The sequence below is a fragment of the Sulfitobacter sp. genome, from assembly GCF_036960155.1.
Lineage (GTDB): Bacteria > Pseudomonadota > Alphaproteobacteria > Rhodobacterales > Rhodobacteraceae > Sulfitobacter.
This window is the reverse complement of the sequence record NZ_JBALWB010000001.1, coordinates 1063207-1088510: the sequence shown is the minus strand read 5'-3', so window position 1 is coordinate 1088510 and position 25304 is coordinate 1063207. Positions and strand designations below refer to the sequence as shown.

At 53.0% G+C, this 25304-nt stretch carries 24 protein-coding genes; 9 read left to right on the top strand and 15 right to left on the bottom strand.

Going from position 1 to position 25304, the window contains the following annotated elements; genetic code table 11:
• Positions 1-73 precede the first annotated feature (73 nt).
• The gene (locus V7775_RS05440) at positions 74-769 is read left to right on the top strand and encodes a glutathione S-transferase family protein (protein ID WP_335750835.1); all 696 of its coding nucleotides are present in this window, start codon (positions 74-76) and stop codon (positions 767-769) included.
• On the opposite strand, the gene rnr is transcribed toward V7775_RS05440, so the two are convergent.
• From rnr to dapE, 4 genes are read right to left on the bottom strand one after another with little or no spacing between them, the layout of a single operon-like run.
• Positions 766-3021, bottom strand: coding sequence for a ribonuclease R (gene rnr, locus V7775_RS05435; RefSeq protein ID WP_335750834.1), 2256 nt, complete (start codon positions 3019-3021; stop codon positions 766-768). The genes V7775_RS05440 and rnr overlap by 4 nt on opposite strands.
• 36 nt (positions 3022-3057) lie before the next feature.
• Positions 3058-3630, bottom strand: a complete 573-nt coding sequence (locus tag V7775_RS05430) for a TIGR04282 family arsenosugar biosynthesis glycosyltransferase (RefSeq protein ID WP_335750833.1) — start codon at positions 3628-3630, stop codon at positions 3058-3060.
• Positions 3627-3923 (bottom strand): hypothetical protein, encoded by a 297-nt coding sequence (locus V7775_RS05425; RefSeq protein ID WP_335750832.1) that lies wholly within the window; start codon positions 3921-3923, stop codon positions 3627-3629. Before V7775_RS05425 ends, V7775_RS05430 begins: the two co-directional genes overlap by 4 nt.
• Positions 3920-5074 carry a succinyl-diaminopimelate desuccinylase gene (dapE, locus tag V7775_RS05420; protein WP_335750831.1) on the bottom strand — a complete coding sequence of 385 codons (1155 nt, stop codon included), beginning with the start codon at positions 5072-5074 and terminating at the stop codon, positions 3920-3922. The genes V7775_RS05425 and dapE overlap by 4 nt, the downstream gene beginning before the upstream one ends.
• Positions 5075-5341: 267 nt before the next feature.
• On the opposite strand from dapE, the gene V7775_RS05415 reads away from it, so the two are divergent.
• Positions 5342-7087, top strand: a complete 1746-nt coding sequence (locus V7775_RS05415; RefSeq protein WP_335750830.1) for a Hint domain-containing protein — start codon at positions 5342-5344, stop codon at positions 7085-7087.
• Complete coding sequence (locus tag V7775_RS05410; protein WP_335750829.1) at positions 7088-8182, top strand: Hint domain-containing protein; 1095 nt, start codon at positions 7088-7090, stop codon at positions 8180-8182.
• Positions 8183-8185: 3 nt separating this feature from the next.
• Here the strand turns inward: V7775_RS05410 and V7775_RS05405 are convergent, their stop codons facing one another.
• The 3 genes from V7775_RS05405 to dapD all read right to left on the bottom strand — a co-directional run bounded on the left by V7775_RS05405 (position 8186) and on the right by dapD (position 9773).
• A complete protein-coding gene (locus V7775_RS05405; protein ID WP_335750828.1) occupies positions 8186-8524 on the bottom strand; it encodes a hypothetical protein in 339 nt (112 codons plus the stop codon).
• 68 nt (positions 8525-8592) lie between these two features.
• Positions 8593-8946, bottom strand: a complete 354-nt coding sequence (locus V7775_RS05400; protein WP_335750827.1) for a hypothetical protein — start codon at positions 8944-8946, stop codon at positions 8593-8595.
• Positions 8946-9773: a 2,3,4,5-tetrahydropyridine-2,6-dicarboxylate N-succinyltransferase gene (gene dapD, locus V7775_RS05395; protein ID WP_335750826.1), complete on the bottom strand. Its 828-nt coding sequence runs from the start codon at positions 9771-9773 to the stop codon at positions 8946-8948. Before dapD ends, V7775_RS05400 begins: the two co-directional genes overlap by 1 nt.
• Before the next feature lie 191 nt (positions 9774-9964).
• Between dapD and V7775_RS05390 the strand changes: the two genes are divergently transcribed.
• Positions 9965-10807: a TIGR00730 family Rossman fold protein gene (locus V7775_RS05390; protein WP_335750825.1), complete on the top strand. Its 843-nt coding sequence runs from the start codon at positions 9965-9967 to the stop codon at positions 10805-10807.
• On the opposite strand, the gene V7775_RS05385 is transcribed toward V7775_RS05390, so the two are convergent.
• The 3 genes from V7775_RS05385 to V7775_RS05375 all read right to left on the bottom strand — a co-directional run bounded on the left by V7775_RS05385 (position 10808) and on the right by V7775_RS05375 (position 13289).
• On the bottom strand, positions 10808-11023 hold the full coding sequence (locus V7775_RS05385; protein ID WP_335750824.1) for a hypothetical protein: 216 nt from the start codon (positions 11021-11023) through the stop codon (positions 10808-10810).
• 450 nt (positions 11024-11473) lie between these two features.
• Entirely contained in the window at positions 11474-12652 is a 1179-nt protein-coding gene (rlmN, locus tag V7775_RS05380) for a 23S rRNA (adenine(2503)-C(2))-methyltransferase RlmN (RefSeq protein ID WP_335750823.1), read from the bottom strand.
• A 106-nt stretch (positions 12653-12758) separates the two neighbouring features.
• Complete coding sequence (locus V7775_RS05375) at positions 12759-13289, bottom strand: invasion associated locus B family protein (protein WP_443070084.1); 531 nt, start codon at positions 13287-13289, stop codon at positions 12759-12761.
• A 194-nt stretch (positions 13290-13483) separates the two neighbouring features.
• On the opposite strand from V7775_RS05375, the gene V7775_RS05370 reads away from it, so the two are divergent.
• On the top strand, positions 13484-14464 hold the full coding sequence (locus tag V7775_RS05370) for an asparaginase (protein ID WP_335750822.1): 981 nt from the start codon (positions 13484-13486) through the stop codon (positions 14462-14464).
• A gap of 7 nt (positions 14465-14471) precedes the next feature.
• Here V7775_RS05370 and serB read toward each other — a convergent pair whose 3' ends face one another.
• Together serB and V7775_RS05360 are read right to left on the bottom strand one after the other, a co-directional pair.
• Entirely contained in the window at positions 14472-15347 is an 876-nt protein-coding gene (serB, locus tag V7775_RS05365) for a phosphoserine phosphatase SerB (RefSeq protein ID WP_335750821.1), read from the bottom strand.
• 161 nt (positions 15348-15508) lie between these two features.
• The gene (locus V7775_RS05360; protein ID WP_335750820.1) at positions 15509-17332 is read right to left on the bottom strand and encodes a diguanylate cyclase domain-containing protein; all 1824 of its coding nucleotides are present in this window, start codon (positions 17330-17332) and stop codon (positions 15509-15511) included.
• Positions 17333-17632: 300 nt separating this feature from the next.
• Between V7775_RS05360 and V7775_RS05355 the strand changes: the two genes are divergently transcribed.
• The 3 genes from V7775_RS05355 to V7775_RS05345 all read left to right on the top strand — a co-directional run bounded on the left by V7775_RS05355 (position 17633) and on the right by V7775_RS05345 (position 21267).
• Positions 17633-18772, top strand: coding sequence for a phosphoserine transaminase (locus tag V7775_RS05355; RefSeq protein ID WP_335750819.1), 1140 nt, complete (start codon positions 17633-17635; stop codon positions 18770-18772).
• 86 nt (positions 18773-18858) lie between these two features.
• Positions 18859-20454: a phosphoglycerate dehydrogenase gene (serA, locus tag V7775_RS05350; protein ID WP_335750818.1), complete on the top strand. Its 1596-nt coding sequence runs from the start codon at positions 18859-18861 to the stop codon at positions 20452-20454.
• Positions 20455-20520: 66 nt separating this feature from the next.
• A complete protein-coding gene (locus tag V7775_RS05345) occupies positions 20521-21267 on the top strand; it encodes a metallophosphoesterase family protein (RefSeq protein ID WP_335750817.1) in 747 nt (248 codons plus the stop codon).
• On the opposite strand, the gene V7775_RS05340 is transcribed toward V7775_RS05345, so the two are convergent.
• The gene (locus V7775_RS05340) at positions 21215-21616 is read right to left on the bottom strand and encodes a hypothetical protein (RefSeq protein ID WP_335750816.1); all 402 of its coding nucleotides are present in this window, start codon (positions 21614-21616) and stop codon (positions 21215-21217) included. The two genes, V7775_RS05345 and V7775_RS05340, sit on opposite strands and share 53 nt — an antisense overlap.
• A gap of 114 nt (positions 21617-21730) precedes the next feature.
• Here V7775_RS05340 and V7775_RS05335 point away from each other — a divergent pair, with 114 nt between their 5' ends.
• On the top strand, positions 21731-22909 hold the full coding sequence (locus tag V7775_RS05335) for an acetyl-CoA C-acyltransferase family protein (RefSeq protein WP_335750815.1): 1179 nt from the start codon (positions 21731-21733) through the stop codon (positions 22907-22909).
• A 73-nt stretch (positions 22910-22982) separates the two neighbouring features.
• Here V7775_RS05335 and ubiB read toward each other — a convergent pair whose 3' ends face one another.
• Together ubiB and ubiE are read right to left on the bottom strand one after the other, a co-directional pair.
• Positions 22983-24515: a 2-polyprenylphenol 6-hydroxylase gene (ubiB, locus tag V7775_RS05330; protein ID WP_335750814.1), complete on the bottom strand. Its 1533-nt coding sequence runs from the start codon at positions 24513-24515 to the stop codon at positions 22983-22985.
• Positions 24516-25259 (bottom strand): bifunctional demethylmenaquinone methyltransferase/2-methoxy-6-polyprenyl-1,4-benzoquinol methylase UbiE, encoded by a 744-nt coding sequence (gene ubiE / locus V7775_RS05325; RefSeq protein ID WP_335750813.1) that lies wholly within the window; start codon positions 25257-25259, stop codon positions 24516-24518. It abuts the gene before it with no gap.
• Positions 25260-25304: the final 45 nt, after the last annotated feature.

The following is a 25304-nucleotide window of genomic DNA, read 5'->3' as shown; positions in this document are numbered from 1 at the left end:
TTTCACAGCATCCTGTCATTTTCTGTCAGCAATGCTTGCTAGACAAGCCCAGACATTCACAAAGGAAAAGATCGTGATCAAACTCTACACATTCGCCGCAGGACTTGGACAATTCAGCTATAGTCCGTTTTGTACAAAAGCGGGCTGGTTGCTGAATTTGGCTGGCGTCCCATGGGAGCGGCACGACATGCAAGATCCACGTAAAATGCCGCTGGGAAAGCTGCCTGCGATTGGCCTAAAGGACGGCACCATCATTCCAGACAGCGACAATATCCGTACCTATCTGGAAAAGCAGGGGCATGATTTTGACGCTGGTTTGTCAGCGCGTGATAAGGCGACTTCGCGTGCCTTCATCCGGATGACCGAAGAGCACATCTACTTTCATCAAGTCATGGACCGTTGGGGCGATGATGCAAATTGGAACGTCATTCGGGAGGAGTATTTCGGCTTCCTACCACCCATCCTACGACGCATTGTTCCTTCAAAGCTGCGAAAAGACCTGATGCGCACAATGAAGGGTATAGGATTAGGCCGTTTCACCGTTCAGCAACGGCTAGAGCGGATCGAGCCGGATTTACTCGCCATCTCCGCTCAGCTGGGTGACCGCCCTTATCTGTTTGGCGATACGCCGACGGCAGCGGATGCCACCGTCGGCGCATTTATGAACGCAATCATGGCTTCACCTGTGCCAACTCCACTATCGCGGCGCGTTTCACAAGATCCGATCCTTGGCGCTTATGCGGCGCGGTGCGCTACCGCGATGGGCTAGTTGCGGCTGCGCGTTACCTTACGCTTAGTTGCTGCCTTCTTACCCTTCGCCTTCGTCCCTTTTCGGCGCGGGCTACGACCTGCAGGGCTTCGTCTGCCCTGCGGGATTTTTTCGCCTTCGATATCGAGTAACTCTAGCGCAATGCCGCCTGTGACTGGCGTGACTTCGGCCAAACGCACTGTCACCCGCTGGCCAAGGCCGATCGTCATGCCCGTATCCGCCCCCATAAGCGTCCCTGCGTCTGCATCGTGATGGAAGTATTCACGCCCGATATTGCGCATCGGAATCAACCCATCTGCGCCCGTCTCATCCAGTTTTACAAATGCACCAAAACGCGCGATGCCGCTAATCCGGCCTGTCATCTCATTGCCAACACGTTCAGACAGAAATGAAGCAAGGTAGCGATCAGTTGTGTCACGTTCGGCAACCATTGAACGCCGCTCGGTATCGGAAATATGCGTACCTGTGGCCTCTAGATCTTCGATGTCATGTGGCGACAAACCGTCCTTACCCCAACCATGGGCAGTGATCAGCGCACGGTGCACCAGCAAATCCGCATAACGACGAATAGGCGACGTAAAGTGAGCGTATGATCGCAACGCCAATCCAAAGTGCCCAATATGATCAGGACCGTAATAGGCCTGCGTCATCGACCGCAAAGTAGAGATGTTGATCAGCTCTGCATCGTCGCTTCCAGCAGCCTGATCCAACAGACGGTTTAGGTGCGCTGTTTGCAACACCTGCCCCTTGGCAAGCGTATAGCCAGCCGCCGCAGCAGTCTCACGCAAGGAGTCGAGCTTTTCTGGAGTCGGTTCTTCGTGCGTGCGAAACAGCAACGGCGTTTTCTTAGCGATCAAGGTTTCTGCGGCGGCAACATTTGCCAGAACCATACATTCTTCGATCAACCTGTGCGCATCCAGCCGCATGCGAAAATTGACCGAGCGAACAGTGCCATCTTCATCTAGTTCAATGCGCCGCTCCGGCAGATCGAGATCAAGCGGCTGCCGACGTTCACGCGCTGCAACCAATGCCGCATAAGCGGCGTAAAGTGGCTTTAGAACAGTCTCTAATAAGGGTTCTGTACGCTCATTCGTGTTGCCATCAATTGCCTCTTGCACTTCTTCGTAATGCAGACTGGCAGGGGAGCGCATAAGGCCGCGATGGAAATCATGGTGCAGCTTATTGCCCTCGGCATCCAGCACCATCCGCACGGCGATACAGGCACGCTCAACCCCTTCATGAAGCGAGCAAAGATCACCAGACAGGCGATCCGGCAACATAGGAACAACGCGGTCAGGGAAATAGGTCGAGTTCCCCCGCTTGCGCGCTTCACGGTCCAATGCGGAATTCGGCGTCACATAAGCAGACACATCCGCAATCGCGACCCACAGGATATGACCGCCCTTGTTGGCCGGATCGGTATCAGCCTCAGCAAAACACGCATCATCATGATCACGTGCGTCTGACGGATCAATGGTAATCAGAGGGACTTCTCGCAGGTCTTCGCGGCCTTTTAGGCCTTCCGGCTCGGCGGTATCGGCCTCTGCAATGACGTCATCAGGAAAATCATCTGGGATGCTGTGCTGATGAATGGCGATCAGTGAAACTGCCTTTGGCGCGGATGGATCACCAAGACGTTCAACAATACGCGCACGCGGCAGACCCATGCGGCCCTTTGGACCAGCCAGTTCAGCCTCAACAAGTTCACCCTCTTTAGCACCACCTGTGGCATCCGAGGGGACAGCCCATTCTTTGTCAGCACCTTTATCAATGGGCAGAATGCGCCCGCCTTCCGCATGTTTGCGGAAGATGCCGATGATCTTTTTAGGATTGGTTCCAATACGGCGGATCAAGCGACCTTCATAAGGATGCGCCTCGCCCTTAACCAAGGTAAGGCGCGCCAGAATGCGATCACCCTCGCCCAGCGCCGGATCACCAGCGCGCGGGATCATCAGAACGACAGGTTCTTGCCCTTCGCCCGTCCATTCCATCGGTTTCGCAAAAAGGTCGCCATCACCATCCGGCCCGGTGACCATCAGTACACTTACTGGCGACAAACGTTCTGGGTCATTGTAGGAATTCTTGCGCTTTTCCAAATGGCCTTCGGCCTCTAGCTCCTTCAAGAGCTGTTTCAGATCTATGCGCGCAGACCCTTTGATGCCGAATGCCTTGGCGATATCGCGCTTGGCAGTCAGGGTTGGGTTTTCCTCGATCCAGCTTAGGATCTCTTGCTTGGTAGGGATATTTTTCATGGGTTGGGCGTAACACGCACTTGGGCGCGCGTCACATTAATTTAGGTCTGCAACAGTATCCACATCCTGCAATGTCGCGACATGGCTAATTTTGTGGTCGGGAAGTGACGCTTTTGTATCTATCAGTGCATGTTCAGAGGACCACCGGACCCCCTTAAATATCGTTGGCGGAATCGCCCGACTGCGACGCAACCCTATCAGCCAATATCCGCCATCTGGCGCAGGTCCAAATACAGCATCATTGTTGCCCAGCGCCTTAAACGCTTCAGCGATCCGTGCAGCAGTAATGTCAGGAATGTCGCCACCAATCACACAAACAGGACCAGATGGTGCGCAACGCAACGCCCGTTCCATTCGGTCACCCAAAGTGCCGCTGCCTTGGGGAATGCGCTGCAAGTGCATAGGCCAAACGCGCGAAATCATGCCAGCGCGGTCAGGTGCCACGGCCAGCACCACGTTCCAACGCGGATCATCTATGCGGCGCAGCAATCGGCGCACCTGATGGCGAAACCACCAAGCTGCACCAACCATACCAATATCGCGACCAAGCCGTGTTTTAACACGGCCCGCACGCGGCTCTTTGAGCATGACAATCAATGTACGGTTCACGAAATCTGTTCCATCATCTGATGGGGTTCGTTTTCATCAGATCGATCAAAGCCCAACTTGGTGTAAAACCCAACCGCATGAGCCAGCGTACCACCCACAACACGATCCGCACTGTTCGTATGCACATGGGCTGTTGCGATAGGTATGCCCTCCTGTTGTGCAAGTAGATGCAAACGGTTCGTATCCAAGGCACCCACTTCACATTTGGCGGTACAATGTTGCTCACCGCCAAACACTTCATGGCGCAACGCATAGCAAACCTGCAGGTGTTCGGGTTGGTCGATCTGGATCAAGCGAAATAATCTCTCAAAATGCGCGAATAGATCGTCTTTAGCTCATGGATATGATCAACACGAACGTGTTCGTCCACTTGGTGCATCGATTGCCCGACAAGGCCGAATTCCACAACAGGGCAGTGCGATTTTACAAACCGTGCATCTGATGTTCCGCCAGTTGTGGACAGCTCTGGAGAAACACCAGTAACCGCCTCAACGGCCCCTGCAACCATCGCTGAAAGATCACCCGGCGGGGTGATAAAGCTCTCTCCGGAAATTTTCACAAGCGTCTCGATCTCTACGCTATACGCCTCACGGATCGCGACAACTTCTTCCTCGATCCATGCGCTTAGGCTTGCGCCTGAGTGGGTATCGTTAAAGCGGATGTTCACTGCTGCGGTACATTCGGCAGGGATAACATTGGTGGCCGGGTTGCCTGTATCAACCGTTACAACTGCCAATGTTGATTGATCAAAATGATCTGTACCTGTGTCCAGTTCATGACTGGCCAATCTGTCCATCAGTCGCATCATTGGCGGTAGTGGATTATTAGCGCGATGAGGGTACGCCGAATGACCTTGTTTCCCGATCACTCGGAACTTGACCGTCATAGAACCACGACGACCAATCTTGATCATCTCGCCCATCGTATTGGGGCATGTCGGTTCACCAACCAGACAGACATCCATCCGCTCACCGTTGTTTTCCATGTATTCCAACAACGCCAACGTGCCATCAATTGATTCGCCTTCTTCATCACCCGTTATGGCGATCACGATCGAACCATCTGGCGGAGTTTCGCGCACAAAATCCACCGCCGCAGCCGCAAATGCAGCCACGCCAGATTTCATATCCGTGGTACCGCGTCCGTACATAATGCCGTCTTTGATCTGCGCACCGAATGGTGGCATCGTCCATGCGGCTTCATCCCCGACAGGCACCACATCTGTGTGACCGTTAAAACCAAAACTTCGCGTGTTACCCTGCGCGCCCCAACGCGCAAAAAGATTGCGAATACCGCCCCGATCCGCCCATGCACAGGTGAAACCCGCATCACTGAGCAGTTCATGTAGAATATCCAATGCGCCCTCATCTGCTGGTGTGACAGAAGGGCAGCGGACCAAGGCCGCGGTCAGATCTACGGGGTCAACTGGGGTGAATTGGGACATGCGCCGAGGCTCCTTAGGTAACTCAAAACCCTTATCTATCCTGTGGTGCAAAAGTGCCAGCCCTTCGGCACCCCACGAAATCCCACTTCATTTATGTCAAAATTGTGGTAACCTGATTGATAATAATGACCCGAGGCAGGGCATGAGCAGTTCCATCACCTGAAAACAGGGATGGATACGTCCGAAAAACGGACATGATTGGAACAGGGGTGTACCTCTGTCTAGCTGCGACTTGTGCTGTCTCATTGAATGGTTTGAGGCAGTGATATGGTAACAGCATCCGAACTCGACATAGAGACAGTGCGTGAGGGCACCAGTGCCATCGATATGGCGCAGGAGATCTTTGGCAGCGGCGTGACCGTAACCGGCGCCACGTACTACGGTGATATCGACAGTGCGGGCATCTATTCAGGCGGCGATACGACATCACCCGGCGTGGTTCCCGGTGACAGCGGCCTGATCATGTCCACTGGCAACGCGGAGGACTTTACCAACGAAGCGGCTTCCGGCGGGAACGGCACGAACACCAACGGCAATAATGGCAACGGGAACGGTGTCGGGAACGGAAATGGTGGCGGGAACGGAAATGGTGGCGGGAACGGAAACGGAAACAACGGGAACGGAAACGGGAACGGCGGCAGCGGTAACACGAGCAGTGCCGGCGCAGACCCAAACCAATCCCCGAGCACATCGACGAACACATCGGGCACCAATAACTTTAGCCAGTACAACAATGCCGCCGGCGGTACGACCTATGACGCATCGACGCTAGATGTGGATTTTATCCCCGACAGTGACACGCTGACGATGCAGTTTGTCTTCAGCTCGGAGGAATATCCGGAATTCGCCAATTCGATCTATCAGGACTTCTTTGGTGTTTGGGTCAACGGGCAATTTGTAGAGCATGACGTGGGCGATGGGGAAACGGATCCGCTCAACATCTCGACCACCAACAACATCAACATGTATGTCGACAACACCAATGACGACTACAACACCGAGATGGACGGATTTACCATCACGCTCACCCTAACGATGACCGTGATCCCGAACCAGACCAATTCGATCCGGATCGCGCTGGCGGATGTGGGCGATAGCCAATACGATTCAAACGTGCTGATCGCAGGGGACTCCCTCCAGACCAATCTGGTTGCTATCTCGGATGATGTGAATGTCTATCCGGACGGCACTACAACCCTCGATGTTCTAAGCAACGACATCAATAACACGCCCGGAACCACCCTGACGGTAACCCATATCAACGGTCAGGCCGTTACTGTGGGGAGCACCGTCACATTGCCTACAGGACAGGTTGTTACGCTGAATGCCGATGGTACCTTCAACGTTGTGGGCGACGGCGATGTAGAAAATTTCAACTTTACCTACACAATCGACAACGGCACCGATACGGACGTGGGTTTCGTCAATGCCACTTCGGTTCCGTGTTTTGTGGCTGGAACGCTCATTGCTACACCCGACGGTGATCGCCGTGCTGAAACCTTGGTGCCTGGTGACATGGTCATGACCAAAGATGACGGCGCACAACCCCTGCGATGGATTGGTTCACGCAGGGTCGCCGCGGAAGGTGATTTTGCCCCAATCCATATTCGCGCGAACACGCTGGGCCAGCATCGCGATCTTCTGGTCTCGCCGCTGCACCGTGTATTGATCAAAGACATCCTCGCTGAGCTGCTATTTGGTGAGGCCGAAGTACTGATTGCCGCACGCGATCTGCTCAATGATCACTCAATCACCCGCCGCGAAGGTGGCGAAGTGACCTATGTGCATCTGTTGTTTGACCGCCATCAAGTTGTCTTTTCTGAGGGTTTGGAAACCGAAAGCTTCCTGCCGGGACCACAGACAGCAACCAGCTTTGAGGCTGAGGTAGTTGAAGAAATTTACAACATATTCCCCGAGTTAGACCCTGAAACTGGCGCTGGTTATCCAACTGCGGCGCGCCGCACCCTGAAACGTTATGAGGCGGAGCTATTGCGCGCCGCGAAGGTGGCATAAATGACTTGGCTTGCGCTTACTGACCATACTGACCGCCGCTTGTCTCTTCGTGGACTTGGGCAAGAAAAACGAAATGCACCAATACTAGCGGACGTGCCCGGACAAACATTGAACCGTGGTAGCATCGTGTTTGAAACTCAGGTTTCTGAAGACAGCAAGCCGCAGGTTCTTTTCGGTTACACAACACCTCATCCCAAACATCGAAGCCTGGTGTTTCAGGCGATCCCCGGTGGCGGTGTTGCGATGGTCCATGTGCAGGGTGATGATATCGCCCATGCCGCTATTGCGCACAAAAACGCTGGCCGCGCGGAAATCCTGCGCCTGACTTATGCGTGGGACATCAAATACAACTGGGGCCGCCTGACACTAGAACAAGTTGGCGAAGGCGCTGTTACCAGCGTTGCGGTTGAAAACCCTCTTCCTTTGACGCTTGAGGATCTGCGGGATCTTATGTTGGGGCGCGGTCAGCAAGATTATGCGCCCGACATGGTGTTCGCAGCGCTCTCTGACCAGATCGAACCAATTGGCGTAGGTCCAACGCTGTCACCTGATACGCCCGTTGCCACACCGTGGGGGTACCGCAATGTCAGCACCCTAAAACGAGGCGATACTGTTTACACAGCCGAAGGCGAAATCGTGCCAGTTCTGCAGACAATATCGCGCACTGTACCTGCACGGGGCAGCTTTGCTCCGATCCGGATGCGCGCGCCGTATTTCGGGCTCCAGGATGACATTATCATCGCGCCTGAACAGCATGTTGTCATTGACGGACCCGAAGTAGAATACTTGTTCTCGTGTGAGAAGGTCCTCACACCTGCACGCAATCTGGTGAATGGGTTTGCCGCGCGGACCGAACCTAGTGCGCATCTTACAAGCTACACACAGTTGATCCTACCTAATCACGAAACGATCCTTGCAGGTGGTGCCCCATTAGAGAGCATGTACATCGGACGCATGCGCCGCGACACACATCAGCTTGCCTCTAGCGTACTGTTCGGTGTGGACCGTCAAGATTTACCAGAGCACAAAGCACCGTCACACAAGGTTCTCAAATGGTATGAAGCCATCCATCTGGCCAAACGCCGCGCCGCTTAGCGGCTAGTCAAAGAACGGCGTCATCTGTGCCACGATAACCGAATTTTCTTCTAGCGCGCGTTTCATCAATGCGCGTTCTTCTTCGTCAATCTCATGACCTTCGGCTTCACGCTCTGCTAATGTGCCATATCCGCTCACATCCAACGGCGCGGTGTCCGCTTGTTTGAGGATCGCAACAGTCTCACGCACGGCCTCTGCTTCGTCGATGCCAGACGCAAAACACATCAGCGCAGCGCCCGTTGCCTTTTCCGGCAGGCCGTCTCCGGTCTTACGGCCGATCTCAACCAACAAGGTATAGACCTGCTGGCGCGAGGGTTTTTTAGGTTTCTTTTCGTCAGACATAGCAAAATAGCCTTAGCTCAAGGGAAATGAAGACCTAGACGGTCATTCCCGATTTGAAAAGCCCAGACCTATTCGCATTTGCGCAACATGCTGATGCGTGCGCCTTTTTGGATCACGGCAATGCCTGTTTCGGTCTTCATGATCATAATGCGTCGATGCCAAGGTGCACCATCCGCACGGCAGATCGCATCATATAGCGTAGCTTCCATACCACTCACTGCAACCGGATCACGCAGGGTACATCGGCTACCCAAGGCGAAAAACACGTTTGAAGTCAGAAGAACCGCACCGCCATCCTTGCCGATATCTTTGCAATCCCAACTGTCGCCAGACGAATGATCAGGCCGATAGCGTCCATCGTAGGGTCCCGCCCCTGCTGGAACTGCCAATGCAGCCAGCAGCAGGAGCAGAAAGAACCGCATCAGTCGCGCAGCAGTTCATTGATAGATGTTTTGGAGCGTGTCTTTTCATCAACGCGCTTAACGATGACAGCGCAATACAGGTGAACACCGTTTGTGGACGGCATGGAGCCAGCCACAACAACCGAACCTGATGGCACTTCGCCGTATGTGACTTCGCCTGTTTCACGGTTTAGAATTTTGGTTGATTGGCCGATGAACACGCCCATACCCAAAACTGATCCTTCGCGAACGATGCAACCCTCAACAACTTCTGAGCGCGCACCGATAAAGCAGTTATCTTCGATGATCGTTGGACCAGCCTGCATCGGCTCAAGCACGCCGCCAATGCCTACGCCACCAGACAAGTGTACGTTCTTACCAATCTGCGCGCAGGACCCGACGGTCGCCCATGCATCAACCATGGTTCCGCTGTCCACATAGGCACCAATGTTCACAAAAGATGGCATCAACACAACGCCCGGCGCGATATAAGCTGACTTGCGTACTACGCAGTTTGGAACGGCGCGAAAGCCCGCTTCTTTCCACTCTGCCTCGCCCCAGCCTTTGAATTTACTGTCGACTTTATCCCACCAGCCAGCGCCTTGTGGGCCGCCTTCGTGGTGTTCCATGTCCTTGATCCGAAAACCCAACAGAACAGCCTTTTTGGCCCACTGGTTTACATGCCAGTCACCGCTGTCTTGCTTTTCCGCTACGCGCAGCTTGCCCGTATCAAGCGCGGCAAGCGTTGCTTCAATCGCGTCGCGCTGTTCACCAGTGGTGGCAGATGAGATGCTGTCGCGGTTTTCCCACGCGGCCTCGATGGCTGTTTCAAGCTGTGCATTGGACATGTCGGAACTCCGTATAAAAAGAATTGTTAGCTGGCGCTATACGCGCAGCAGCCTTTCCACGCAATCCTCACGACCGACCCTCTACAGTAAGATTGCGAAAATCACCCTCATGCGGACTTACGCACAATGCCATAGTCAATACGGCCAATCACGTGCATTGTGCGCCGGAACTAAGAATTTCGAGGACTTAAATGACTAACAAATCCAAACACCCATTACGCGATGCCCATACAGACCGTGACGCGGCTGATGGCGTTCCCATTACGCCACAAACCCAAGCACCAGCTTATAAACTTGCGTTCAATGACTTTGATTTCATGTGTCGCGACGAACTGCGTCCCGTTCGCCTACAGCTCGAATTACTGAAACCAGAAATGATGTTGGACGAATACGGAGTCAAATCAACAATTGTCCTATTTGGCGGCGCACGCATTCCCGAACCTGCGAAAAAGGATACCGCTCGCACTAAAACGTTGGCTGATTTGTCGCGATTCTATGATGAAGCCCGCGAGTTTGCGCGCCTGATGACGCTAAAGTCAAAAGAGAGCGGCGGACAAGAGGATGTCGTGGTGACGGGTGGCGGGCCCGGTGTAATGGAAGCGGGCAACCGAGGCGCAGTTGATGCCGACGGTGTATCGATCGGCCTGAACATTGTTTTACCGTTTGAGCAGGCGCCAAACGAATACGTAACGCCAGACCTGTGCTTTAACTTCCACTATTTCGCGATACGCAAAATGCATTTCTTGATGCGCGCAAAAGCGATCTGCGTGTTCCCCGGTGGATTCGGCACCTTGGACGAAACGTTCGAAGCACTCACATTGATCCAGACAGGCCGGATGCAGCGTGTGCCATTCCTGCTGTTTGGTCGCGAATTTTGGGAAAGCATCATCAACTGGGATGCGCTTGCCGATGCGGGTACTATTTCTGCCGAAGACCTTGATCTGTTCCGTTTTGTAGAAACGGCGCAAGAGGCGGTAGACCTGATTGAAAACTGGGGCGAACCTTCGGCACGCGAAAGTGTCCCCGGCAGATAATCAGTTAAACAGTTCTTGAGGCAGCTCACACAATGCGACGTGATGGGGCAGTGTCTCAAGGACATGTTTGCCATCGTCTGTATCGCGGATGGAATAGCCATAGCCAGCAAGGCGGTGCTTCCATTCGCGGGCAGATAGGGCCACTGCACGTTCGCGGGAAACCATCTGCATGACTTCATCGGTGACGAAGGCGTCTTGTTTGATAATGATCGACATTGTTTCTCTCCTGATTATCTCTTCTCAGGAAACAGTCTCGTACTGCAGAGTGTCAGGAATCGGATACGATTGTGGCCGAAGATTGGTTTTTTGCCCCCTGAAGGTAGAAAAGGACGAAGAAACGCCTGAATCATCCATTTTTGACATCCCTTTGCGGTGTGTTTCAACGCAAGTTCGCAGCAGAAAATGTTATTTTTCCATTAAAATACAATAGGATAGAAAACCATCACATAAGAGTACCTGAATATACCTGCACATTGCTCAGAGGCCGGAATTTATCCACTTTTTCTATACGCAACGGGCAGCTAAAGGCACAAGACGCCACAAAACCTGACCCAAGACCAAAAAACGGGATGCGCGATTCACGAATCCCGAACTGCTGCGCACCCGAATACGATTCAATTGTATCTGATTTGCAAACAACCAAAGCGGCTAGCGTCGGCAAACTATCTAGCTGCGTGTCACGCCTGCCTCGGCCTCGATCTGACGGCGAGATTTACGTGCCCGTTCGGTCTCAGACTTGAGCTGACCGCAGGCGGCCATGATATCTTCACCCCGAGGTTTACGTATCGGGGAAGCATAACCTGCCTTGTGAACAATGTCCGAGAACGCGCGGATACGGTTATTGGAAGACCGCGTATACGGAGCACCCGGCCATTCGTTGAATGGGATCAGGTTGATCTTGGCGGGAATACCTTCGATCAACTTCATCAGACGGTGGGCGTCTTCGTCGCTGTCATTGATTCCGTGCAACATCACATATTCAAACGTGATCCGTTCGGAATTTGAGACCTTTGGGTATTCGCGCAATACGTCCAGCAATGCTTCGATGTTCCAGCGCTTGTTGATTGGAACAAGCGTATCGCGAACTTCGTCAGTTGTTGCGTGGAAGGATACAGCCAATTGGCAGCCAATTTCTGCAGCGGTACGTGCGATCTCTGGCACAACACCCGATGTGCTGAGGGTAATACGGCGGCGCGACAGCTGGATGCCTTCTGGATCCATCGCGATCTTCATCGCGTCCCGCACGTTTTCGAAATTATACAGCGGCTCGCCCATGCCCATCAAAACGATGTTGGACAACCGACGTGCTTCATAAGTGCGCGTGCCGCTTTTGGGCCATTCATCCAGATCATCACGGGCAACCATAACCTGGCCAATGATTTCCCCAGCGGTGAGGTTACGCACCAATTTTTGCGTTCCTGTGTGACAGAACGAACAGGTCAGCGTGCATCCAACCTGCGAACTCACGCACAACGTGCCGCGATCAGCCTCGGGGATATAGACCACCTCAACCTCATGACCGCCTGCAATCCGCACCAGATATTTGCGCGTGCCGTCTGTGCTAACTTGTTTGGTCACCACCTCTGGCACTTCAACAACAAAATGCTCGGCCAGTTCAGCGCGGAAGGTTTTGCTGAGGTTTGTCATGGCCTCAAAGTCGCGCACACCCCAATTGTAGATCCATTGCCAAATTTGGCCGACCCGCATCTTGGCCTGTTTTTCTGGCGTTCCAATAGCGATCAGCGCATCACGCATTGCATCCCGAGTCAGGCCAACAAGGTTCTGTGGACCTTCTGGTAGCTTGCGCGGGATGGTGTGAACGTCTTGGGTAATTGGTGCAGACATGAGGCGAATCCTATGAGGGGTTGGGTGCTATATAGGTGCTCTGTACATAAAATGAAAACAGCCCCGCCCAAGGATGGGCAGAGCTGCATAAATTCTATGGGTCGTTTTAGCCGCCGCAGCGTTTGGCCGCATCCTCAACCGCTGCAGTAAAGCCTAGCAGGGAAAAGGTATCTTCGGTTCTTGTGCCGCGACCGGAACGGCCTGTCAGCTTAGCATCTGCGCCACGCTTCATCGCAGTGATGATCTTGTTATCGTCCGATGTAGTCGCAGGCCACGCCCACTCACCTTCGGTGAACAACTCAAACGTTGAACCCGAAATATCCAAATTAACAGTAGAGCCGCTGGCGAATGGATAACCACCCGTAAAGGCAACCTGCCCTTTGGCGCCAGCGCTGGGGCGATAAAACACCATCAGCAAAATTTGGCCACGGTTCACAGCAACAACACGCCCATCGCGCGAGTTCACGGTTTCCTTGGGTGTTGAAACGCCCCAACATTCGGTTGGGTTATCCTCAACGAATACGCTCCAGTCGGTTTTTGCCGCGACACGGTTACTGCTCTGGCTTTGCGCCCAAGCGCCGCCGGCAATCAAACCTGCCATCAGTGCAGCACATACACCCGTTTTCAAAAATGCCATCTATCCAAATCTCCAGCCGTCTTGTTGCCTCAACATATAATGCAAATCCACGCTGTGACCGCTTTTGAATGGGCCATTCTATTGCTATGGTTTACGTTCTTCTCGACACCAAGCACCATAGCGCGAAAGACGCGAGTGGCGAAACCCCGCATTGGCAGGTTTTCGCCCATAAAAACTGTTAAAAGGAACCTACTATGACAGCTCCCGCACCGTTTGCCGAAATTTGGCGTGGCCCATTTCTGGAAAGTGTCCATTCCGGGCATGCCGTTATTTGCGATGCTACTGGCCAAATTGTTGATGCTTGGGGTAATCCTGATCTTGTTGTTTTGCCACGAAGCTCTTCGAAAATGATCCAAGCATTGCCTTTGGTTCGTTCCGGTGCTGCCGATGCTTTTGGTCTGACAACGCGGCAATTGGCCTTGGCGTGTGCATCGCACCAAGGCGCACAAATTCATGTTGATAGTGTTGGCGATTGGCTGAAGGGCCTCGGGCTAGGAGATGACGATTTTCGCTGTGGCACCGAAGAGTCACGTGACCGAGCAGTGATGGAAGCGCAAATCCGCGCCCATGAAAAACCTTGCCGCATTCACAACAACTGTTCAGGCAAGCATGCAGGATTCTTGACGCTCACCAAACATTTGGAAGGTGGTCCAGATTACACCAATCCAGATCACCCCGTTCAACGCGCCTGCCTTGAGGCGTTTGAGGATGTGACGCAACAAACAAGCCCGGGCTTTGGCATCGACGGCTGCTCGGCACCGAATTACGCCGCCACATTGCACGGTGTTGCTCGTGCTATGGCCCATTTTGCTGCCGCATCTGATGACAGCCCAGAGGCCCGCCTACACCAAGCGATGCGGCTGCACCCTGAATTGGTTGCAGGTGAAGGACGTGCCTGCACCGAATTGATGAAGGCCTGTGATGGCAAGGTCGCATTGAAAACGGGTGCAGAAGGCTTTTTCATCGCGATCTTACCTGAAAAGGGCTTGGGTATCGCGCTCAAAGCAGCTTGTGGCACAAGCAGAGCAGCCGAAGCCGCAATTGCCGCGCTGCTTGTCCGTCTGGGTGTGTTGGATGCAAACCATCCTGCAACGCTCAAACGGATCAACGCTCCAATCAAAAACTGGGATGGATTGGTTACGGGCGTTCTGAAACCCGCTGCTGGCTTGCTGTAATAGCTGCCTAGCTAGCAAAATCTACCTGACTGTATCCTTGCACAAACAAGAGTGCAGTCAGGTCGCCAAAATTGATCCGCACATTACACTGAGCAGCAACAGATGGTTTTGCGTGAAGGGCAACACCCATGCCCGCCAGCGTCAACATCCCCAGATCATTGGCACCATCGCCAACCGCGATCACATCATCCTCAGTTATTCCTAACCGCGCTGTGATCTCTTCAAGGGCATCGATCTTAGCCTGCTTTCCAAGGATCGGCATCCCGACCTCTCCAGTTAACGCGCCATCTGCGAGCAACAAAGTATTGGCGCGGTTTTCGTCAAATCCCAACTGCCCCGCTACTTGCGCGGTGAATGCGGTAAAACCACCCGAAACCAGCGCAGCATAAGCGCCCTGTGATTTCATTGTCGCGAGCAGAACTTTACCACCGGGCATCAACGTGATCCGTTCATCCAGCACTTTTGCAATCACACCTTCAGGCAAACCTTTCAAAAGGCCCACCCGCTCGTTCAACGCACCGTCAAAATCCAGTTCACCGTTCATAGCGCGTGCGGTGATGTCTTTGACACGTTCACCAACACCAGCCTCATCAGCCAGTTCATCAATGCATTCCTGCTGGATCATGGTGCTGTCCATGTCTGCGAGCAGCATCTTTTTGCGGCGCGCCTCAGTCGGGACAATAACCAGGTCAACACCCATGCTTTGACAGGTTTCCCAAACCTCCCAAAGGTTGTCTGGCATCACGCCTAGCGAAAACTCTGCCGCTTCATCCGGACTAAGCCATACAGCATCCCCACCGCCCCAAGCATTACGCAATGATTCAACTAGGGCAGGATCAAGATTACGCGCGGTTGGCGCAGTAAGAAGAACGGCTGTATACATATTCAAGTTTCCGATCAGCAGCAGGGACGTCGCAAAAAAGCTATTAAGCGGCGTTTTACCGTCGAATACGTTCGTGTGCCAGAGGGCAATGGCCGAGATGCAACAGCAGGTCAGCCCGGATCAATGCAGTTACCTGGCGATCATCTGTCCCGTACATGAATTTAGACCGCTGATTGATCAGCGTCACTTGCCCCATCCGGTTGTAGCGTAGCCCAAACGTAGGAATTCTTGCCACCCTTCTTAGCTTGATACATCGCTAAGTCTGCAGCATTCATGATGCCACTCGCTGAATTGCTGTGGGCTGGGAACAGTGCGACCCCAATGCTCATGCGTATTTTGCAGTCATGGTCCGCAAGGGTAAACAAACCATGGCAAGCCTCTAACAGCTTCTTCGCAAGCCGCTCACATTCTTCGGTGGTACTTCGGTCCGGTAGAATAAAGCAAAATTCATCACCACCTAGGCGGCAGGGCATGTCACGGCCCTGCATGAGATAGCGAAATCTATTGCCCAACTCTGTAAGAACCTGATCCCCAATGCCGTGCCCCAGCAAATCGTTGATTTGTTTAAACCCATCAAGGTCAGCAAAGATTACCGCGAACTCACGACCAGAATCTGTACTTTGACGGACGATATCGTCCAAAAAGCTAACGGCGTAACTGCGGTTTGGTAATCCGGTCAAACTATCATGTTGGGACATATGAATGAGCTCTTGCTTAAGCTGTTCCCGTTCAATGGCCAGTTCTTTGAATTCAACAAGAGCGTTGGCCATTTGACCAATCTCGTCCCTACGCTCAGCCACGGAAACGTTCACATTCAGGTCGTTCTTGGCCAGACTATTTAGCACACCCGTCATCGTTACTATTGGATGAGAAAGATCCGTAGCAAGGAGGTATCCTAAAATGGTGACGGCAAGTATCACCGCAATGCCCGCCAAAATGAGAAAAAGCGCCAAGTCATATACTGGCGCCAACACTTCTTGCCTATCCATCTCTGCAAGAACCGCCCAATTCACTCCCATAATATCAACCTGCGTAAAGGCGGACAGCACGGGAATACCACGGTAGTCTTCAACAAAATGAACGCCGTCTCTGCCTTCAAATGCAAATTCAACTGAGGACGTATCTACGGTTGTTGAAAGAATGCTGCGGCTTCCGATAAATCGGGAGTCACTGCGCATCAAGTTATCCGAACCAACAAGATAAATTTCGCCAGTCTCACCCATTCCCGCCTTAACATGCATGATAGCGTTGATGGCCTCGATAGAGATCTGAAATGCCAAAACACCCAAGTACTTGGCATTTTCGTCGAACACTGGTGATGCGACAAAGCCAGCTAACTGCCGGTTGCTAGGCCCATAATGGGTGAAATCAGAAAAGGCCAAAAGCGCGCGCGGCTGATCACTAAGAGACTGCACCTGATTTATGCGCTCAAAAAGATCGGCAAGCGATAACATGTCAGGCCTGTCCGAAACATTGGCCGCGAAATCGCTTTCTTTTTTAACTGTGTAAATAATATCTCCCCTGGGGGAGATCATAAGGATGTCATGAAATTGGTCGGTTCCTACCAAACTAACAAAAGGCGAGTGAAACCTGCGGTGACTGGCGCTGTACTGTGATCCATCTTCGGCCGTTAAAAGACCAAACTCCTGCCCGATAGAGAATGGGTTGAGGTCAATATAGTGCCTTTGAAGATACGTTTTTGGCGACCCATCGATTTGATCCCATGATGTTTGAAATTCCTGCAATGCATCAACAACAAGATCGCTTCGCGCATGGAACAACAGGCTATTTTCGATACTAGTGAAGTGCCTGTTCAAGGTTGTTGTTCGAGATTCTAGCAGCGATACAAGCTTTTCAGTAGATTGCTGTTTCACTACAGAGACAGCACTTCGATAGACGGTAGCGCCCATAACAAGGGCAGAGATCAGGGCAAAGCAAATAATAACGAGAGGGAACTTTATCGGGATTCTCAGGTTTCGAAGCACTATTGGGCACCTATCAAAAATTTATACTAACTAAGCAGTTACAAGAAGATCACATTTGGAAACTAAGAAACAGGGCGCATTTGGATGCCGTAACGACCGCCTTCTTCTCACATCCTCGATGCTTCAGCTGCGTCGCTTTTCCGCCCATCGGAAACATGCGTTCCGGTATCACATCGATCATGGCTACAATTGCGACAAAGCATCCGTTTTTGCCTGTTGCTGTTTTTACTGGGCTTCCGTATGTCGTCAGGTGGGACACCCTTCCCCAACGAAGGGCAATTATCTGTAAGGATAGCATCAATGGCTACTCAGCAACCGACCACGCGGCCGGCAAATCCGCGTTTTTCTTCTGGCCCCTGTGCCAAACCCCCCACATTTGAATTGGCAAAACTGTCTGACGCGCCTTTGGGCCGCAGCCACCGCGCCGCGCCCGGCAAAGCAAAACTGCTGGCCGCAATCGAGACAACCCGAGAGGTTCTCGGTGTACCTGCTGATTACAAGATCGGCATCGTACCCGCCTCCGACACTGGCGCATATGAAATGGCAATGTGGAACCTTCTGGGTGAACGTCACGTTGAGATGCTCGCTTGGGAGAGCTTTGGTTCTGGTTGGGTTACCGACGCGCTGAAACAGCTTAAGATTGACGCGACCGAAAAAACCGCGCCCTACGGTGAGATCGTCGATCTAGACGGTGTGAACTTTGATAACGATGTTTGCTTTACGTATAACGGCACCACATCTGGCGTCCGTGTGCCAGCCGCGTTTGATATTCCTGCCGACCGCGCTGGCCTAACACTGTGCGACGCAACATCCGCTGCTTTCGCCATGGACCTGCCATGGGATCGCTTGGACGTCACAACATTCAGCTGGCAAAAAGCGTTAGGCGGCGAAGCTGCTCATGGCATGCTGATCCTGTCTCCGCGTGCTGTTGAGCGACTGGAAAGCTACACTCCTGCATGGCCCCTGCCAAAGATTTTCCGCTTGACCAAAGGTGGCAAACTGATCGACGGTATATTTACTGGTGCAACGATCAACACACCTTCCATGCTGTGTGTCGAAGACTACCTGTTTGCGCTTGATTGGGCGAAATCAGTTGGTGGCCTGAATGGCATGATCGCACGTGCCGATGCAAACACTGCAGCGGTTACAGCATTTGTTGAAACACACGACTGGATCGAATTCCTCGCGGTTGATCCTGCGACACGCTCCAACACGTCTGTATGTCTCAAGTTCAACGACGCACGCATCACCGATGGCCCTGCATTCGCCAAAGCCGTTGCAAAGCGTTTGTCGGATGAAAACATCGCTCTCGACATCGGCGCATACCGTGACGCGCCAGCTGGCCTGCGCATCTGGTGTGGTGCCACCGTCGAGACAAGCGATATCGAAGCCATGCTTCCGTGGCTCGATTACGCATTCAACGCTGAACTCAACGCATAATTGCGTGAAACACTCGTGCCCTGCGGTTGATCCGTAGGGCACGCTCCTTCACGCACATCCCCTATTCCATTTAAAGGACCTCAATCATGGCGCCTAAAGTACTCATCTCCGACAGCCTCAGCGAAGCAGCTGTTCAAATATTCAAAGACCGCGGCATCGACGTGGATTTCCAACCGACATTGGGCAAAGACAAAGACAAACTGCTCGAAATCATCGGCAACTATGATGGCCTTGCCATCCGCTCTGCCACCAAAGCCACCGAGAAAATCATCGCGGCTGCCACCAACCTCAAGGTTATTGGCCGCGCTGGTATCGGTACAGACAACATCGACAAAGACGCCGCATCCAAAAAGGGTGTGATCGTCATGAACACGCCTTTCGGCAACATGATCACCACAGCCGAGCACGCCATCGCGATGATGTTCGCAGTGGCACGTCAAATCCCTGAGGCATCCGCCTCTACCCATGCCGGGAAATGGGAAAAATCCAAATTTATGGGTGTTGAGCTGACAGGCAAAACACTGGGCGTGATTGGTGCAGGCAACATTGGTGGCATCGTTTGTGATCGCGCACGTGGCCTGAAAATGAAAGTTGTGGCCTATGACCCCTTCTTGGGTGAAGAAAAAGCTGCGAAAATGGGCGTTGAGAAGGTTGAGCTCGAGGAACTTCTTGCACGCGCTGATTTCATCACGCTGCACGTTCCATTTACGGACCAGACAGCAAACATCCTCAGCCGTGAGAACCTTGCGAAAACCAAAAAAGGCGTTCGCATCATCAACTGTGCACGCGGCGGTTTGGTCGACGAAGAAGCGCTGGCTGACATGCTGAAATCCGGTCACGTTGCTGGTGCAGCGTTTGACGTGTTTAAAGTCGAACCTGCCAACGAAAACCCACTGTTTGATCTGCCTAACGTTGTCTGCACACCGCACCTTGGTGCCGCAACAACCGAAGCACAGGAAAACGTAGCGCTGCAAGTGGCCGACCAAATGGCTGACTTCTTACTGACTGGCGCCGTGAGCAACGCGCTCAACATGCCGTCAGTTACTGCCGAAGAAGCACAGGTAATGGGTCCATGGCTCAAGCTATCCGGTCACCTCGGTTCCTTCATTGGTCAGCTCACTGATGAGCCGATCAAAGCAATCAACATCCTGTATGACGGTGTTGTTTCCGAAATGAACCTTGATGCACTGAACTGTGGCGTTGTTGCAGGCATCATGAAGCGCGCCAACCCTGACGTGAACATGGTATCTGCACCTGTTGTTGCAAAGGAAAAAGGCATCCAGATTTCTACGACAAATCAGGACAAGTCCGGCGCCTTTGACGGCTACATCAAAGTGACCGTTGTTACGGACAAACGGGAACGCTCCATCGCGGGCACTGTTTTCTCGGATGGCAAGCCGCGCTTTATCCAGATCAAAGGCATCAACATCGATGCCGAAGTTGGCCAACACATGGTCTACACAACCAACGAAGATGTTCCGGGCATCATCGGTACACTTGGCCAGACCATGGGCGAAAACGGCGTAAACATCGCGAACTTTACGCTTGGACGTGCTGATGTGAAGGGCGAAGCGATTGCGCTGCTTTACGTTGACGAGCAGATCCCTGCGCCCGTTGTGAAAAAGCTGCATGAGACAGGCCTGTTCAACCAGATCAAGTTGCTGGAATTCGACGTCGCCTAAGCGTATCGATAGATTAACTGAAAGGCGCAACTCTGACGGGGCTGCGCCTTTTTCATTGGAGAGCACATGACCAAGCCTATTTATGCCATCGGCGACATCCACGGACAACACGCTGAACTGATCCGCGTTCTCTCCCTTATTGAGGCTGACGGCGGACCCGATGCCGAGATCGTGTTTATCGGGGATTATACTGACCGTGGGCCAAATTCAGCTGGCGTGCTTGATGTGTTGATCCAAGGCTTGGCTGCTGGGAAACCTTGGCGCTGCCTGAAAGGTAACCATGACCGCATGTTCAGTTGGTTCATGCGCGATTATCCCCATCACGATGCCTACCTACCTGTGTACATATATTGGCTTCACAGCCGTTTGGGCGGGGATACGACGATGGCCTCATATGGTGTCGAAATGAAAGAGACCGACCGCCAAACCGCAGTACATGCGCTGGCGAAAGCCGCTGTTCCGCAGGCACACGTTGATTTCCTGAACAGCCTTGCCCACAGCTATGAGACTGATGATCTATTCTTTGCACATGCGGGCATTCGCCCTGGCGTGCCATTAGGTGAACAAGACGAAGAAGACCTGTTGTGGATTCGCAAAGAGTTCCATGTTGATACGCGTGACCACGGCAAACTGATTGTTCATGGCCATACCCCTATTGAGGCTGCCACGCACTATGGCAACCGCGTGAATGTTGATGCAGGTGCTGGATACGGTAAACCATTGGCAGCTGTTATTTTTGAAGGCCGTGAGTGTTGGTCGATTACGGATCAGGGGCGGGTGCCTTTGGTGCCTTCAGACGTAAACGCCAACTGAGAAACACAAGCGCCCAAAACAAAACTCCCTTCCCATGCGCGGACAACGTCTGGCGACCTGAAAAAGTTATCAGACGAACCAACTCGTCCAGCATGGGTGGGGGGCCGACAACCCATTGGCGCGGCAGCCCCTCAAAAAGAAATTGGTAAAGCGCATAATACACTTGCGGCGACAACCACACAAAAACCCAAAACAGAAACATCCCGAAGGCGATACGCGCGGGGCCCTTGCGCGCGCTCATCAACACATAACCAAGTGCAAAGAGCGCGGTAAACATCCCCAGCGAAACCGCCACGACAGCCAAACGACCATAGGTACTTAGCGTGTGAAAACTGTCTTCAGAATACATCCTGCGATTCATACCTTTATTTCGGCACACTGGCCATAAATCTGACGGGACGTATCGCCTGACAACTGTGGGCAAGCAAATTAAGCTATCCCAAATTCATTCGGGAGAGAGAATATGTCAGATGATATCGTAATCCTAAGCGGTGCCCGCACAGCCATCGGCACATTTGGCGGCGCTTTGGCTGGCACGCCGACCACCACATTGGGTGCAACCGTGGCACGCGAAGCATTGGCTCGTGCTGGTGTAGAGGGTGCAGAGATCGGGCATGTTATGTTCGGCAATGTCATCAACACCGAGCCGCGCGATATGTACCTTAGCCGTGTTGCCGCTATGGAAGCAGGTGTGCCAGACGCAGTCCCCGCAATGAACGTGAACCGCCTGTGTGGTTCTGGCGTTCAGGCGATCATCTCTGCTGTGCAATCCCTTATGTTGGGTGATGCGGAATTCGCACTGGCTGGCGGCGCAGAAAGCATGAGCCGCGCGCCCTATATTCTACCCGCCGCGCGTTGGGGTCAAAAGATGGGCGATGTCGCCTCCCTTGATATGCTGTTGGGCACGTTGAACTGCCCATTCGGCACGGGCCACATGGGCATCACAGCAGAAAACGTAGCGGGCGAACATGATGTCACCCGCGCGGAACAAGACGCCTTTGCCATGCTGTCCCAAGAACGCGCAGCAGCCGCTATTGAAGCAGGGTATTTTGCTGAGCAAATCGTCCCTGTCCAAGTACGCAAAGGCCGCGAAACTGTTGCCTTTGAAGTAGATGAACATCCCAAGGCAACCACGTTGGACAAATTGGCTGGCTTACGTCCTGTCTTTCAAAAGGATGGCTCGGTCACTGCAGGCAATGCATCTGGCATCAATGATGGCGCTGCTGCACTTGTTCTTGCGCGCGCCTCTTCCGCCGAAGCCAAAGGGCTGAAACCCCTCGCGCGCATTATTGGCTATGCCCATGCTGGCGTGCGTCCTGAGGTGATGGGCATTGGTCCTATTCCAGCGGTAACAAAACTATTGAAAAAGACGGGCCTAAGCGCTGGCGACTTTGATGTGATCGAAAGCAACGAAGCCTTTGCGTCTCAGGCTTTGGCCGTAAGCAAGGAGCTTGGCTTTGATCCAGCACGTGTAAACCCGAATGGCGGGGCAATTGCCCTAGGCCACCCGGTGGGCGCAACCGGAGCGATCATCACCGTGAAAGCCTTGTACGAATTGCAGCGGACCAACGGTAAGCGCGCGTTGATTACAATGTGCATCGGTGGTGGTCAGGGTATCGCACTGGCAATCGAACGGATCTGACTTCGAACTTAGCAAAGGGCCGATGCGTTAAGTATCGGCCCTTTGCTATTGGTTTTCTGCTGGGGAAAAAAGACTAACCCAACGCGCCAAAAATTGCGATTATGCCTGTCGCCGCACCCGCGCCCAGAACAGCTGCAAGCACAATGTACCGCTTGAACGGCTTGGGTGATGGAGGCAACGTATCGCTTTGACGGATCAATGCGGCCTCAACCAAGGCAGGTAAACGTGGGCCAAATCGCGACAATACACGCGCCGTTTTGGCAAGGTCACTAAAGATCGCCTTTGGGCCAATGGATTTTGTGATGTAATTCGTTACAATCGGCGCTGCGACCTGCCAAATATTCATCTGAGGGTTAAGCGAACGCGCAACCCCTTCCACCACAACCATTGTCCGCTGAAGCAAGATCAGCTCGGTACGTGTTTCCATGCCAAAACGCTCAGTTACTTCAAAAAGATATGCAAGCAGGCGCGCCATCGAAATGTGGTCTGCATCCATACCAAAAATTGGCTCACCTACGGCACGCAATGCCCGCGCAAATTCATCGACATCCTTATCCGCAGGCACATAACCCGCTTCAAAATGCACCTCGGCCACGCGTTTGTAATCCTTACGGATAAACCCATAAAGAATTTCTGCGTAAACGCGGCGGGTGTATTCATCGATGTGGCCCATGATGCCAAAATCAAGCGCAATGAGGTTGCCATTTTCTGCAACCTTCAGGTTCCCCTGATGCATATCACCGTGGAAGAAACCATCGCGCAAAGCGTGTTGCAGGAACAACGCAAGGATACGCTCGGACAGCTCAACCCGATCAACGCCAATCGCGTCAATCGCGTCATTATCACCCAAAGACACACCCTCGGCCCAGCCAAGGGTCATGACACGACGGGCAGAATAGTCCCATTTGATCTCGGGCAATTCAAATCCGGCGTCATCTTTGGTGTTCGCCGCGTATTCCGATGCAGCAGAGGATTCGAGACGTAGGTCTAACTCTCCCTGAACAACGCCATCAAAGTGTTCGATCACATCCATAGGGCGCAAACGGCGGGAGCCAGGCGAAAACAGCTCAACCATCCGTGCGGCGAGGTAGAACGCGTCGACATCCTTTTGGAATGCTTTTTCGATACCCGGGCGCAGGACCTTTACAGCAACATCTTCGCCTGTGCTGATCAGTCGCGCTTTGTGCACCTGCGCAATGGATGCGGCTGCCACGGGTTCGCTGAATTCAGAAAACATACTGTTGATAGATCGGCCTAGCTCTTTTTCGACTTCGGCCTTGGCCGCCTTTGTGTCGAACGGCGGCAACTGGTCCTGAAGAACCCGCAGCTGCAGCGCCATTTCGTCACCGACAACATCAGGACGGGTCGAAAGAATTTGACCAAATTTGATATAGGCTGGGCCCAGCGCCGTCAGCGCGCGCGTGGCCGGCTTTAGATTTGGATCGCCCTTGTAGCCCAGCGGCTTGAACGGAATGGCCAAAGCCTTCGCAACAACACGCACAGCTTTAGGTGCCTCAAATGCGTCCAGAACAAAGTTCATCGCGCCGGTCCGCTCTAGCGTGGCACCAGTACGGATCAATCGCCAGATATTGTGAATACCGCGCATTTAGATTTTCCAACCGGAATGAAGCGCCGCAATACCCATCGTCATATTGCGGTACTTGGCGTTCTCAAATCCTGCAGTACGCACCATTCCAAGGAATGTCTCCTGATCAGGAAAATTGCGTATCGATTCAACGAGGTATTGATAGCTGTCGCGGTCATTGGCGATCATGTGGCCCATCTGCGGAATCACATTAAAGCTGTAGAGGTCATACGCCTTTTGCATCATCGGATTGGGCAGTTGGGAGAACTCCAACACCATCAGACGACCACCAGGTTTGAGCACACGATACGCTTCATTCAAAGCAACCTGAGGGCGCGTAACATTCCGGATGCCAAAAGAAATTGTGTAAACATCAAAAGTACTGTCCTCAAACGGCAGGTCCATTGCATCGCCAACAACCCAATCAAGACTGTCTTGCATGGCTTCGGCCTCGGCGCGCTTACGCCCTTCGATCAGCATTCCCTCAGTCAGGTCACATACCGTTGCATGGCCTTGGCCAGCGCGTTTGAGGAATTTGAACGACACGTCACCCGTACCACCCGCTACATCTAGCAGCTTTTGACCCGGGCGCGGGGCGAGCCAATCCATCATCGCTTCTTTCCAGATGCGGTGGATGCCCATGCTCATCACGTCATTCATAACGTCATATTTGTTGGCAACATCCGTAAAAAGACTGCGAACCTTGCCCGCCTTTTCATCCTCTAGGATAGTCTGGGCACCAAAGTGGGTTGTATTCTCGGTCATGCGCTTGATCCTGATCTTGTTGCTTTGCAGATATAGCCTCAAGTA